The 13935-nt window shown below is 63.2% G+C and carries 11 protein-coding genes; 7 read left to right on the plus strand and 4 right to left on the minus strand.

All coding sequences use genetic code 11. The annotated features are described in order from the left end of the window. The first annotated feature begins 172 nt into the window (after positions 1-172). On the plus strand, positions 173-3421 hold the full coding sequence (gene rne, locus V3388_RS07210; protein WP_336366853.1) for a ribonuclease E: 3249 nt from the start codon (positions 173-175) through the stop codon (positions 3419-3421). A gap of 3 nt (positions 3422-3424) precedes the next feature. Then, positions 3425-3967 (plus strand): YecA/YgfB family protein, encoded by a 543-nt coding sequence (locus tag V3388_RS07215; protein WP_336366854.1) that lies wholly within the window; start codon positions 3425-3427, stop codon positions 3965-3967. 25 nt (positions 3968-3992) lie between these two features. Here the strand turns inward: V3388_RS07215 and V3388_RS07220 are convergent, their stop codons facing one another. Next, positions 3993-4901, minus strand: a complete 909-nt coding sequence (locus tag V3388_RS07220; RefSeq protein WP_442915617.1) for a PHP domain-containing protein — start codon at positions 4899-4901, stop codon at positions 3993-3995. A gap of 21 nt (positions 4902-4922) precedes the next feature. On the opposite strand from V3388_RS07220, the gene V3388_RS07225 reads away from it, so the two are divergent. The 3 genes from V3388_RS07225 (at position 4923) to V3388_RS07235 (ending at position 6307) form a co-directional block, all read left to right on the plus strand. Beyond that, a complete protein-coding gene (locus tag V3388_RS07225; protein WP_336366856.1) occupies positions 4923-5222 on the plus strand; it encodes a YciI family protein in 300 nt (99 codons plus the stop codon). 121 nt (positions 5223-5343) lie between these two features. Continuing rightward, positions 5344-6012, plus strand: a complete 669-nt coding sequence (locus V3388_RS07230; RefSeq protein ID WP_336366857.1) for a TIGR04211 family SH3 domain-containing protein — start codon at positions 5344-5346, stop codon at positions 6010-6012. A 4-nt stretch (positions 6013-6016) separates the two neighbouring features. Continuing rightward, on the plus strand, positions 6017-6307 hold the full coding sequence (locus V3388_RS07235; protein WP_336366858.1) for a PilZ domain-containing protein: 291 nt from the start codon (positions 6017-6019) through the stop codon (positions 6305-6307). 93 nt (positions 6308-6400) lie between these two features. On the opposite strand, the gene rraA is transcribed toward V3388_RS07235, so the two are convergent. Both rraA and ppsA read right to left on the minus strand, forming a co-directional pair. Then, positions 6401-6880, minus strand: coding sequence for a ribonuclease E activity regulator RraA (gene rraA, locus V3388_RS07240; RefSeq protein WP_336366859.1), 480 nt, complete (start codon positions 6878-6880; stop codon positions 6401-6403). Between the two features lie 57 nt (positions 6881-6937). Next, positions 6938-9310 (minus strand): phosphoenolpyruvate synthase, encoded by a 2373-nt coding sequence (gene ppsA / locus V3388_RS07245; RefSeq protein WP_336366860.1) that lies wholly within the window; start codon positions 9308-9310, stop codon positions 6938-6940. A gap of 196 nt (positions 9311-9506) precedes the next feature. On the opposite strand from ppsA, the gene ppsR reads away from it, so the two are divergent. Next, entirely contained in the window at positions 9507-10322 is an 816-nt protein-coding gene (gene ppsR, locus V3388_RS07250) for a posphoenolpyruvate synthetase regulatory kinase/phosphorylase PpsR (protein ID WP_336366861.1), read from the plus strand. Positions 10323-10343: 21 nt separating this feature from the next. Here ppsR and V3388_RS07255 read toward each other — a convergent pair whose 3' ends face one another. Next, entirely contained in the window at positions 10344-13268 is a 2925-nt protein-coding gene (locus V3388_RS07255; RefSeq protein ID WP_336366862.1) for an insulinase family protein, read from the minus strand. A gap of 99 nt (positions 13269-13367) precedes the next feature. On the opposite strand from V3388_RS07255, the gene V3388_RS07260 reads away from it, so the two are divergent. After that, positions 13368-13835, plus strand: coding sequence for a hypothetical protein (locus V3388_RS07260; RefSeq protein WP_336366863.1), 468 nt, complete (start codon positions 13368-13370; stop codon positions 13833-13835). The last annotated feature ends 100 nt before the right edge of the window (positions 13836-13935 follow it).

A 13935-nucleotide genomic window follows, 5' to 3' on the forward strand; every position in this document is an offset into this window, starting at 1 on the left:
AACCGTCGGCGGTGGTACAGAACCCACGACATCACACCCCATAAGGGTCTGATTCGGTCTGGCCGCCGGTCGCCCTGATCCTATCGGGCCCGCGGCACGCACGTTCCGCTTCGCAGATGCGAACGCCCTGAGGTTTTCTGTCAACATCAAACGACAGGAACCCATTCCTTCCATGAAAAGAATGCTGATCAATGCAACTCACCCTGAAGAGTTGCGCGTCGCCCTGGTCGATGGCCAGCGCCTGTTCGACCTCGATATCGAATCCAGCTCCCGCGAGCAGAAAAAAGCCAACATCTACAAAGGCCGTATCACCCGGGTAGAACCCAGCCTTGAGGCCGCCTTTGTGGACTTTGGCGCCGAGCGCCACGGCTTCCTGCCCCTGAAGGAAGTCGCCCGGGAGTACTTCCGTAAATCCCCCGGCCAGATCGAAGGCAAGATCAACATCAAGGATGTGCTCGCCGAAGGCCAGGAAGTGATTGTCCAGGTCGACAAGGAAGAACGCGGCAACAAGGGCGCCGCCCTCACCACGTTTATCTCCCTGGCTGGCCGTTACCTGGTGCTGATGCCGAACAATCCGAGAGCCGGCGGCATCTCCCGCCGAATCGAGGGTGACGAGCGCGCCCAGCTCAAGGACGCCATGAACGATGTCCAGGTGCCGAAGTCCATGGGCATCATTGTTCGCACCGCCGGTATTGGCCGGACTTCCGAAGAACTCCAGTGGGACCTCGATTACCTCGTGCAGTTCTGGGAAGCCATCACCCAGGCCGCCGGTGAGCGCAAAGCGCCGTTCCTGATCCACCAGGAAAGCAACGTCATCATCCGGGCGGTCCGCGATTACCTCCGCCAGGACATCGGCGAGGTGCTGATCGACGCTGAAAACGTCTACGAGGACGTCTTGAGCTTCGTTCGCGCCGTCATGCCGTCCTTCGAGAACAAGATCAAGCTGTACAAGGACGAGATCCCCCTGTTCAGCCGGTACCAGATCGAAGGCCAGATCGAGACCGCGTTCCAGCGGGAAGTGAAGCTGCCCTCTGGCGGCTCCATTGTGATTGACCCGACCGAGGCCCTGGTGTCCATCGACATCAACTCCTCCCGGGCCACCAAGGGCCATGACATCGAAGAAACCGCCCTGCAGACCAACCTGGAAGCGGCCGAAGAAATCGCCCGCCAGCTGCGCCTGCGGGACATGGGCGGCCTGATCGTCATCGACTTCATCGACATGACCCCGGCCAAGCACCAGCGGGAAGTGGAACAGAAGATGCGCGAAGCGCTGGAACTGGACCGCGCCCGGGTACAGGTTGGCAAGATCTCCCGTTTTGGCCTGCTGGAAATGTCCCGTCAGCGCCTGCGCCCGTCCCTCGGCGAAACCCGCAGCGAAGTCTGCCCCCGCTGTGAAGGCCAGGGCACCATCCGGGGCATCGAGTCCCTGGCGCTGAGCATCATGCGCCTGATCTACGAAGAATCCTCCAAGGAAAAGACCGCCGAAGTCCGTGCCATTGTGCCGGTCTCCGTCGCAACCTTCCTGTTGAACGAGAAGCGCAAGCAGCTGGCGGACATCGAGGCCGACCAGGAAGTCGCCGTGGTGGTGGTCCCGGTTCCGCACATGGAAACCCCGCACTTCGAAGTGATCCGGATGCGCCAGGACGAAACGGCGGCCGAACACATTTCCAGTCATCAGGTGGCTGAAGAGTACAACCGCGAAGAAGAAACCTTTGAGATGCCCGCGGCGGAGAAGCCGGTGCGTCAGGAGGCCGCTGTGAAGGCCATTCGTCCGGCCGCGCCAGCACCGACGCCGGCCACCTCACCGGTCCAGGCCTCGCAGACCGAAAGCCAGGCTGCCCAGGAAGACGGTCTGCTGCGACGCATTGGCCGCAAGATCGCCTGTTTCTTTAATGGCGACGACGACGGCAACGCGGCGGCTGAATCCACACAGCGCCCCACCCGCGACGACCGTCGCAACCAGGGCCGCCAGGATCGCCGCAAGACCCGCGTCGCCCGTGATGACCAGAAGGCCGACGGCGACAAGCGCACCGGCAACGACCGTCGCCAGGGCAGTGGCCAGAACCGCAGCGACGACGGTCGCAACCGGGGCCGGGGCCGCAACCAGAGCCAGGAGCGGGGCAACGCCCGTGGCGGCGACCGCAACGCGGACAATCGGAGCCGGGATAACCGCAACGCCGACCAGAGCGGCGACCGCTCCGACAAAGGCGCTGATACCCGTGGCAACGACAACCGGAGCGGCGACAATCGCGGCAACGACGCTCGCAGCGGCGACAACCGCGGCGGTGAGAACCGTCGTGGCCGTGGCCGCAACCGCTCGTCCAACCGAGACCCGTCCGACAACCGGGATAACCGGGAACGCAAGGACAGCGCGAACGAAGAACAGGCGACGTCTCAACCGGCGCCCCAGGCGAAGGCCGGTGGTGAGGATAGGCCGCGCAAGCCCCGTCGTTCCCGCAACCGGGATGGCTCACCGTCGGAGACCCCGGCCTCAACACCGGAAGACCGCAAAGCGTCCCGCAATGAAAAGCATCAGAAGGACACTCAGCCGGAGTCCGTAAACGGCGACAAAGCGGACAAGCCGGCGAAGGCCGAGACGGCGCAGACCACCAAGCCGGAAGCCACCGCCAACTCAGAGGCCGCTGAGAAGCCCCAGGCGCCCGCCAAGCAGGACACCGCTGGCAAGCCAGACTCTGAGGCCAAGCCGGCGTCTCTGGAGAAAGCGGCGGACACCGCCAAGCCACAGCCTGCCGCCAAGTCCGAGCCGAAAGGCCAGCCTGAGGCGGCTGAGAAGCCCGACGCCGAGCCGAAGCCGACTGCGGCTGAAAGCGCCGAAAAAGGTGAAAAAGCTGACAAGCCTGAGGCGGAAACCAAACCCGCCGCTGGCAACACTGGCGCGGTAGCCGCGGCCGGCACCAGCGCCAAGCCAGGCGCAGCGGCCGAGTCCGAGGCGGTCGCCAGAACCGAGGCGGCGCCAAAGCCAGCCACCGCCGACAAGCCCGCAAAGGCGCCCAAGGCAGACGCTGACGCCAAGCCGGTATCCGAGCCCAAGCCGGATGCGGCGGCCAAGCCCGCCGACAAGCCCGAGCCACTCGAGACCCAGGCCAAGGCCAGCAAAGAGCCAGCCGCAAAGCCGGCGGCTCCGGAGAAGCCCACGGCCGCGCAAAAGCCGGCGGGCGACGCCAAGGCAACCGCGGAGCCGTCTCAGGACGCGCCCAAACCGGAAGCCCAGAAGCCGGCCGAGCCGGCACCAAAGGCCCCGGAACCGAAAGCGCCGGAGGCCCCCAAGGTCTTCATTGGTGAAAGCGGCAAGCCAGAGCTGGACCTGCCGGTAACGCCGGGCCGGGCCTACAACGATCCCCGTGAAGTGCGTCGTCGCCAGCGTGCGGCCGAAGACGCCGGAAAGGCCGGAGGCCACTAATCCATGCTGACCAATCAAGAGATTGAAGCGCTGGAAGACATCCTGTTTGCCGAGCCCTGGGGCGATGACGCCCTGGACTTCTTTGGCTTGCACGGTGTCGTATGTGCCAGCGTCGTAGGGCCGGTCAGCCTGGACGTCGAGGCGGTTTTCCGCCTCGCGACCGGCACCGACGACTTGCCCTCAGGGGGCGTGCCCGAGGTGTTCAGCCGCTGCGTTGAGAAGCTGGCGTCCGACATGACCCACGCGCTGGACATGGGTCAGTCGCTGGAACTGCCGGAGCCGGAAGACGGCGACCCGATGAACGCGCTGGAGAACTGGTGCGCCGGGTTCGTCGATACTTTCCTGGAGCACGAAAACGAATGGCTGGAAGCGGCCAGCGAAGAAGACACCGCTGACCTGCTACTGCCGATGCTGACGCTGTCCGGCCTGTTCGACGATGAGGACTTCCAGAAGGTGCGCAACAGCGAGAAGCTGTCCCGGCAGATGGCCGATGCCATTCCGGACACCGTGACAGACCTCTACCTGTTGTTCCACGCGCCCGAGTGATCCCGGGCGTTAGTAGCTCGACGGCTCAGCCACCCGGTTGAACCACAGGCGCGCGAAAGTGCCGCCAGACCGGCTCCAGCCGGTCTGGCAGTCTCAGGGCCTGGCCCATACCCTGCCCCAGCTCACACCAGGGCGCACCCGGGAAATGAAAATCACTGCCCTGGGACGCCCACAAGCCCCGTTTTTCACACAGGTCCGCCAGGAACGACAGGTCCGCCGGCGATTGACCAGAGGTCATCACCTCCAGGCCCTGACCACCGGCCTCCTGAAAGTCTCGGACCAGATCCCTCAGCCGGGTAGCGGTCATCTTGTATTTCCTCGGATGGGCCAGCACCGGCACGCCACCGGCCTCCAGAATCCAGGCCACCACGTCCTCCAACGGCGGCCAGAACGCCCTCACATCGCCGGGCTTGCCGGCGCCAAGGTGGCGTTTGAACGCCTGGGCCGGGCTTTTCACCGCACCGGCCTCCACCAGCGCCGCCGCAAAATGGGGACGCCCGGGCACGGAACCACCGGCCTGCGCCGTGGCCCGGTCCACCAGGTCCGGCACCTTCAGGCGCTCCAGCCGGTCGGCAATCAGCCGGGCCCTGGCCCAGCGGTTTTCGGTTTGCTGCGTTACCCGTGCGAGAAATGGCGCATCGTCATCCCGGACGTCCAGCCCGACCACGTGGATGGTGTGCTGACGCCACTGGCAGGACAGCTCAATACCGTTGATCAGATGCACCCCGCAGTCCTGGGCGGCTTGCCGGGCCTCCGCCAAACCCGCCAGGGTATCGTGATCGGTCAACGCCAGGTGGGTCACGCCCCGTTCGGCCGCTCGAGCCAACAGCTCGGCAGGAGACAGCACACCGTCCGAGGCGGTGCTGTGGCAGTGAAGGTCAACGCAAAGATCCGGTTTATGCACAACAAATCGCCTTGGGTTATAGTCACACATCAATCACTGAGGAGACTTTTCATGTATTACGCCATCATCAGCGAGGACGTCGACAATAGCCTGCCGCACCGCAAAAGCGCTCGGCCCGCACACCTGGAACGACTGGAGGCCCTGAAGTCCGAAGGCCGCCTGCTGCTGGCCGGCCCGCACCCGGCCATCGACTCCCCCGACCCGGGCGAAGCCGGATTTACCGGCAGCCTCGTGGTGGCCGAATTTGATTCCCTCGAGGCCGCGCAGAACTGGGCGGATGCCGATCCCTACGTGGATGCAGGCGTTTACGCAAAGGTCACCGTAAAGCCCTTCAAGGTGGTGCTGCCCTGAGCGGGCCGGCGCGGAATCCATGAGCTTATTGTAATGGTGGCCAGCTTGATTGGCCGGTCATCTATGACAGAATTGCGGCGTTGCAACGATCCAGCCAACGTCCAACCAGGGAACGACATCCGTGACGCCATTTCGACTGCTCATCGCCCTTCTCCTGATCGTCTCGGGCATCGAGGCCGCCCAGGCCCGTACCGTCTGGGTCGATGACAAACTCTACTTACCGGTGCGCTCCGGCGCGGGTACACAGTATCGCATCATTGAAAACGCCCTGCCCAGTGGCACCGCGCTGCAAGTACTGGATACCGGCGAGAATTACACCAAGGTGCGTACGCCGAAAGGCACCGAGGGCTGGGTCGCATCCCAGTACCTGTCTGACCAGCCCATTGCCGCTGACCGGCTGAAGCGGGTAAGCTCGGAGCTGGAAGACACCAAGAAAGCGCTGGACGAGGCACGCAGTCAGTTGGCCAAGGTCACCGACGAGCGGGACCAACTGCAATCCTCGGAGTCCAGCCTGTCGGATCGCACGGCCGATCTGCAGCAGGAGCTCCGGCACATCAAGGACGTTGCCTCCAACTCGCTGAACCTGGAAAGGCGGAACCAGGAACTGAGCCAGGAAAACCAGAAGCTCAAGAACGACCTGGAAGTGCTGACGGCCGAGAAAGAACGGCTGGAGGCGAGCAAGGAGTCTGACTTCATGCTGCTGGGTGCCGGCCTGGTGTTCGGTGGCGTGCTGCTGGCGCTGGTGATTCCGATGTTGAAGCCGACCCGAAAAGCCGACAACTGGGCGTGACACAATGAAGGATTATTCGGAAAAGCGCGATTTTCACCGCATGCAGGTCAACAGTCCGATCGACGTGACCGATGGCTCAGGCCGGACATTCTCCGCCATTTGCCGGGATCTGAGCGCCGCAGGGATGCAGCTGTATGTCACCGAGGCTTTGTCGGTAGGCGAGGAACTCCGGACCCGCCTGAAACCCGCCAGCGACCAGTTCCCGCCGTTGGAGGCCGTTTGCGAGGTGGTTCGCTGCGAACCGGAGGGCGACGGCTTTCTGGTGGGCACCAACATCCAGGAAGTCCTCCAGTAAGGCCTGTCCGGGCCCAGGACGACGTTCTCGAGCTCTTGAACAAAAAACGGGCGGCCCGAAAGGGGCGCCCGTTTTTTGTGTATCAGCAGCCGTTCAGACCAGGGGTTTCTCGGACACGATGATGCCGTTGTTGTCCGCGTAAACGTAGTGCCCTGGCTGAAAGGTCACGCCGTGGAAGGTCACCGGAACGTTCAGATCGCCAATGCCCCGCTTCTCGGTTTTCCGGGGCACGGTGGCCAGGGCCTGCACGCCGAGCTGGGTCTGGCCGATCTCGTCAACGTCGCGGATGCAACCGTAGATGATCAGGCCGGCCCAGCCGCTTTCGGCGGCCTTTTCCGCCAGCATGTCGCCCAGCAACGCGTTGCGCTTGGAGCCGCCGCCGTCCACAACCATGACCCGGCCGTTACCCGGCTGCGCTACCTGCTCCTTCACCACGGAGTTGTCCTCAAAGCACTTCACGGTGACGATCTCACCGCCGAACTGCCGGATACCGCCGTAGTTGTTGAAGCCCGGCTCCACGACTTTCACCTCCGGAAAATCGTCGCACAGGTCCGGTGTCACAATCTTGCTCACTTTGTGTCTCCTATCATCCAGTGAGTTCGCATCCCGCTGCGGCGCTTTGGCGCCGCCTCAGTCGATTTTCTCGTCCGCCAGGAAGAACCAGGTATCCAGTACGGAATCCGGGTTCAGGGACACGGAATCGATGCCCTGATCCATCAGCCACTTGGCCAGGTCCGGATGATCCGACGGCCCCTGGCCACAAATACCGATGTACTTGTTGGCCTTCTTGCACGCCTGGATGGCGTTGGACAGCAGCGCCTTGACCGCGTCATTCCGTTCGTCAAACAGGTGGGCAATGATGCCGGAATCCCGGTCCAGCCCCAGGGTCAGCTGGGTCAGATCGTTGGAGCCGATGGAGAAGCCGTCGAAGTGCTCGAGGAACTGGTCGGCAAGAATCGCGTTGGCCGGCAGCTCGCACATCATGATCACCCGCAGGCCGTTTTCGCCCCGCTTCAGACCGTTCTCCGCCAGCAGGTTCACCACCTGCTCCGCTTCACCCACGGTGCGCACGAACGGCACCATGACTTCCACGTTGGTCAGGCCCATCTCGTTGCGCACCCGTTTGAGCGCACGGCACTCCAGCTCGAAGCAGTCCCGGAAGGTCTCGGAGATGTAACGGGAAGCGCCCCGGAAGCCGAGCATCGGGTTTTCCTCGTCCGGCTCGTACAGGGTACCGCCGATCAGGTTGGCGTACTCATTGGACTTGAAGTCCGACAGGCGAACGATGACCTTCTTGGGCGCAAACGCGGCGGCCAGGGTGGAGATGCCCTCCACCAGTTTGTCCACGTAGAAATCCACCGGTGAGGCGTAGCCGGAGCAGCGCTTCTCCACCGTCTGGCGCACGTCCCGCGGCAGGTTCTCGAAGTTCAGCAGTGCCTTGGGGTGCACGCCGATCATCCGGTTGATGATGAACTCGAGGCGAGCCAGGCCAACACCTTCGTTGGGCAGGGACTGGAAATCGAACGCCCGGTCCGGGTTGCCCACGTTCATCATGATCTTGAACGGGATGTTGGGCATGGAATCGACGGTGTTCTCCCGCAGCTCAAAGTCCAGGGCACCCTCGTAGATCATGCCGGTGTCGCCCTCGGCGCAGGAGACCGTCACTTCCTGGCCGTCCTTGAGCAGCTCGGTGGCGTCGCCACAGCCGACCACCGCCGGGATGCCGAGCTCACGGGCGATGATGGCCGCGTGGCAGGTCCGGCCGCCCCGATCGGTGACAATGGCAGAGGCCCGCTTCATGATCGGCTCCCAGTCCGGGTCGGTCATGTCGGTCACCAGCACGTCACCGGGCTGAACCCGGTCCATCTCATTGATGCTGGTGATGATCTTCACCGGGCCGCTGCCGATCTTGTGGCCGATGCTGCGGCCTTCCACCAGCACGTTGCCGGTTTCTTTCAGCAGGTAGCGTTCCATCACGTTGGCGGACGCGCGGCTCTTCACCGTTTCCGGGCGTGCCTGAACGATGTAGATGCGGCCGTCGTCGCCGTCTTTGGCCCACTCGATGTCCATCGGACGATCGTAGTGTTTTTCGATGATCATGGCCTGGCGGGCCAGTTCCTCGACTTCCGCATCGGTGATGGAGAAACGGTCACGGTCCTCGTGGGGTACCTTGACGGTTTCAACGAACTCGTCGGCGTCCGGGTTGGTGTTGTACACCATCTTGATGGCCTTGCTGCCCAAGTTACGGCGCAGCACCGCCGGCCGGTCGGCCTGCAGGGTCGGCTTGTGCACGTAGAACTCGTCGGGGTTGACCGCACCCTGCACGACCGTTTCGCCCAGGCCATAGGAGGCGGTGATGAACACCACGTCCCGGAAGCCGGATTCGGTGTCCAGGGTGAACATCACGCCGCTGGCGGCGGTTTCGCTGCGCACCATTTTCTGGATACCGGCGGACAGGGCCACATGCTTGTGATCAAAGCCGTGGTGAACGCGGTACGAGATGGCCCGGTCATTGAACAGGGAGGCAAACACCTCTTTCACCGAGCGGCGAACCTGCTCCAGGCCCACCACGTTCAGGAAGGTTTCCTGCTGGCCGGCAAAGGAGGCGTCCGGCAGGTCTTCGGCGGTGGCGGAAGAACGCACGGCCACGGCCATGGATTCGTTGCCGTTCTGCAGGGCGGCAAACGCCTCCCGCAGGGCTTTGTCGAGCACTTCCGGGAACGGGGTATCGATGATCGACTGGCGAATGTGGGCGCCCACGCGGGCCAGCTCGTTGACGTCGTTCACGTCCAGCGCATCCAGCGCCTGATCAATGCGATCCTTCAGGCCATCGGTTGCGAGAAACTCACGGTAGGCGTGAGCCGTCGTGGCAAAACCACCCGGAACCGTGACGCCGGCGTTGGCGAGGTTGCTGATCATTTCCCCCAGGGAGGCGTTTTTCCCGCCTACCCGGTCGACATCAGACATTCCGAGATGGTCAAACCAGAGGATGTAATCTTGCAAAACGCGTCTCCCTTGAGTCGGTGCGGCTGGCAGTGGAAGCGGCTTATCGGTACGGGTCGACACAACCGGGGAATATCCACTGCGGAGTCTGAAACTTGGCGTGTATGATACTTTAACCCGTGGAAATTACCTAGGGAGCCTTGCACTCAAACGGGCAGCCCTTGAGGCCACACACTCCGGAGCGGATTTTACACGCATGAGACGTACTGCTTTCTTCATTTCCGACGGCACCGGCCTGACCGCCGAGGCCCTCGGCCACGCCCTGCTGGCCCAGTTCGAGAAGATCGATTTCGAGCGGGTAACCGTGCCCTACATCGACGACGAGGACAAAGCCCGGGACCTGGTGGCCCGCATCAACAAAGCGGCGGAGATCGACGGGGGGCGGCCGCTGGTGTTCGACACCATCGTCAACAACGATGTTCGGGCCATCGTCTCCGAGGCGGACGGCTTCATGATCGACATTTTCGGCACTTTCCTGAGCCCGCTGGAGCAGGAACTGCAGTCGTCGTCGTCCTACTCGGTGGGTAAGAGCCACGCCATCAGCAACGCCGGTAGCTACGAGCGGCGGATCAACGCCGTCAATTTTGCCCTGGATAACGACGACGGCGCCCGCACCCGCTACTACGACGAAGCCGATTTGATCCTGATTGGCGCGTCCCGCAGCGGCAAAACGCCCACCTGCCTGTACCTGGCCTTGCAATACGGCATCAAGGCCGCCAACTACCCGATCACCGAGGAAGACCTGGCCGACCAGCAGATGCCGGCGGCTCTGCGCCCTCACCGGGAGAAGCTGTTCGGGCTGACCATCGAGCCGGAGCGCCTGGCCACCATACGTAATGAGCGGCGGCCCAACTCCCGCTATTCCTCCATCCAGCAGTGCATGCATGAGATCGAGGAAATCGAGTTGATGTACCGACGAGAGCGCATTCCCTACCTGAACACCACCGCCTACTCGGTGGAGGAAATTTCCACCCGGATCATGGTAGCCACGGGCCTCAAGCGCCACCGCTGAGGCCCCTGTTCCCGGGGCCGGTTAAAGCTCCTGGATGGCCAGACCGAGACCGTCGACCAGCGCCCGGTTCTCCGGGTTGGTGACCACGGCGGTGCTGGCCAGTTCGGGCTTCAGCCAGGTGGCCGCCACCCGCTTGAGATCGTCCACCGTTACCTTCAGCACCCGCTCCCGGAACCGGCCCTGCTGTTCTGGCGAGCGCCCGAACAGGCGGTTGTGGAAGGCATGGCGCGCGGCACCCGCGGGAGAGCGCGGCCGATCCATCTGGCCCACCACGCCCAGAATGGCTTCTTCCAGCTCCTGATACTCGTGATCGGTTTCCTGGAGCCAGTCCAGGGCGTTGTCAAAGTCCTCGAGCGTCTCCGCAAGCCGCGGATCGCGGTAAGAGAAGAAACGGAACACGCCGTTGACGCTGTCCTGCCCAGCCCCGCCGCCGTACGCACCGCCCTTCTCCCGAATCGCCCGGTGCAGGTAGCCGTTGCGTAGGAAGCCGCCCAAGACGGTCAGGGCCGCCGCGTCCGGATGATCCACCGGCACGGTGGGATAAGCGCGGCCGCAGAAGTTCACCTGGGTGGAGGTCAGCCAGGCTTCCCGGGTGCGGTATTCCACCGGCGCCATCCGCCAGGTGTCCGCGGTGTCCGCCGGCACGTCCCGCCAGTGGTCGGCCAGATCGCCCACCATGGCCGGCAGGTGCTCCTGCTCGCCAATCACCAGGAATTCCCGCTGCTGCCGGCGAATGCGGTCGTGCAGGGCCGCCAGTCGTTCGCAGAACGCCGACAGCGCCGCCGGATCCGCCAGCGCTTCATCGAGCGCCTTGGTCTCGCGAATGCCCGCCAGGCCGCCAAGGCGGAAGGTGAGCCAGGCGCCGGCACTCAGGCCCTGAGCCGCCGCACCCATGGCCAGGGCGTGGCCGTTGCCGGTGACCGACTGCACGCGACGGGCCCGGATCTGGGCGATGATTTCCCGAATGCGTCCTGTTTCGTCAAACCGGATGCCGTTCACCACATCCTTGAGCAGGCGGGTCAATTTGTTCCGATTCCGGGCCAGGGCCTTGCCATTGAAGATCAGATAACCGGACACGTCCTGAACGTCATCGATCCGGCCCTTGGCGCTGAAGCCGGCGCCGATACCACCGGTCTCGGCGGAAATGCGGTCCTGCATCTGCAGGTAGTCCAGTTCACCACAGCCGACCTCGGAGATCAGTGCGGTGTAGTAAGGCAGGAGCGTCAGCTCATCCTCCGTGAGGGTCGGTACCGGCATCACCACCTGCTCATACACCAGGCCGTTGGTGCCACGGGCATAGGCCGTGGTGGCGATCGCCTCGTGCACCTGAGCCTCCGGTTCTGGTCGCTGCAGGGGCACGTCGGACAGGTCTACCTTGGGCAGAATGCTGTCGTCGTCCTTGCGCATCTGGCGCTCTTCCAGCGCCTGGGCCCGCTCCACAATCTGGCGGATTTCGTCGTCGCTGAGGGTGGCCTTGCGACGAGCCAATGCGTCCTTGATGGCCTTCTGGCGGCGGGATTCGAGCTTTTCATCCGGGCGCAGGGTCAGCGTCACCCGATGGGGGTTGTCCAGCAACTTGCGGCGGATCAGCTCCGGCACGTATCGGGGATCCTGGATTTTCTCCCGGAGCGTGGCCAGTACGGGCTCCAGATCCAGCAGCTCCACCGGATCGCCACCGTGCACCATCGGGGCAATGGCGCTCATGATCAGTTGCAGGCCGTAGGGGAACTGGTCACCGGCAATTTCCCGCTGGTGCAGCTCGAGCTGGTGCAGGATGGCTTCCAGCCGGTCCTGGCTGACGCCGTCATCCACCACCTGCTGCAGCGTATGCTCGATCAGCGTCTCGAGGGCCTGCTCATGTTCCGGCTCGCTGCCCTCAATACCGCAGACAAAGGTCATCTCCCGGTTGGAATCCTCCAGCCCGCACATGGGCGACGGCGCGTGGCCGAGGTCGGTGGTTTCCAACGCCCGCATCAGGGGCGAGGCGCTGTTTTCCAGCAGCACCGCCGAGAGCAGTTGGCCTTCCATGTTTTCAAGCAGGTCAAAGCTGTGGCCCAGAAGCCAGCCCATCACGATGTGGGTTTTGCGCTCGGTGCCCTCGCCCTCGTTCACACCGTAGCCCTGCTCCACCCGGATCGGCGAGAACAGGCGTTTTTCATCCCGCACCGGCAGGTCGACCGTCAGCGCGTCAAAGCGGTTGAGCACCCTGGATTCAAACTGCCCGTGGTGTTCCCGGACCGGAATGTTGCCGTAGGTGGCAAAGATGGCGTTGCTCGGGTGATAGTGATGGCGGTAGAACTTCAGCAGATCGTCGTAGCTCAGGTCCACAATGTGGTCCGGCTCGCCGCCGCTGTTATAGTGGTAGGTCGTCGTCGGGAACAGATGGCTGCTCAGGTTCTGCCACAGCTGCGAGGTGGGCGAGCTCATGGCGCCCTTCATCTCGTTGTACACCACGCCGCGATAGACCAGATCGGTGGACGGGTCGTCCGGCTTGTCGAACTCCAGGCGGTGGCCTTCCTGGGCAAAATCCAGCGGGTCCAGGCGGGAGAAAAAGACCGAATCGAGGTACACCGACAGCAGGTTGTCAAAGTCCTTGCGGTTGGTGCTGGCAAACGGATAAGCCGTCCAGTCGCTGCTGGTGAAGGCATTCATGAAGGTGTTGAGGGAACGCCGGATCATCATGAAGAACGGATCCCGCACCGGGTAACGCTCGCTGCCGCACAAGGCAGTGTGCTCAAGAATGTGGGCCACGCCGGTGGAATCCATCGGGAAGGTGCGCAGGGCCACAAAAAACACGTTTTCGTCGTTGTCGGCGGCCAGGTGAAGGTGTCGGGCGCCGGTCTTGCGGTGCCGGTATTCTTCAACCTCCAGGTTCAGCGTGCCGATCCGATGACTGCGAAGTTTCTCAAAAGCCGGATGGGTAACGTTCTCGCTCGCTGCGGCCATTCAATCTATCCTGTCGTTTAGCTCAATGGAGAGTTGTAGGGTAACACGTCGTTTCGATTATCATGCACCGTCCCGCAGTTATAAGGTAGCGCCCAGGACATGGCCAACGAACACCCGACACCACCGGAATTACCCGCCGATGCTCCCGACGTTGCCGCCTACTGGGCCGAGCGCCGTCGCTACCTGGAGACACTGCGCAAGCGCCCCGACATCCGGCAGAAGTTCTGGCGGGAAGTGGGCCTTTACCTGCTTCGCCGGGTGCTCTGGTCGTTCGGGTTTTTCCCGGTGGCCATCGCTGTCTGGCTACCCTTCGTGATGTCCAGCTTCAACCCGGTGGTGATGGCCTCGGATCTCATTCCCCTGCTGCAGTCCTTTGTCAACGCCAACCCTGAAGTGCAGGCCACCAAAATGAGCACGCTGGCTATTGCCTGGGCGTCCATCGGCCTGTTCTTCCTGGTGTTCGATTTTGTCCTGACCCCGTTCCGCTCCCCCTACGAATACGAAGCCGATGTGTACATGCGCGCCTGGGAACAGCGCAACCATGACAGGCTTCCGGACAAACTGTGATTTGACCGGCATTCCTGCAAAGTCCGGTGACTTTCTGTTACATACGGTTGCACGCACTGGTTAAGATGAAAAGGTACCCACGCCGTCGGAATTAAGGATT

This window comes from Marinobacter sp. C2H3 (assembly GCF_037080155.1).
Lineage (GTDB): Bacteria > Pseudomonadota > Gammaproteobacteria > Pseudomonadales > Oleiphilaceae > Marinobacter.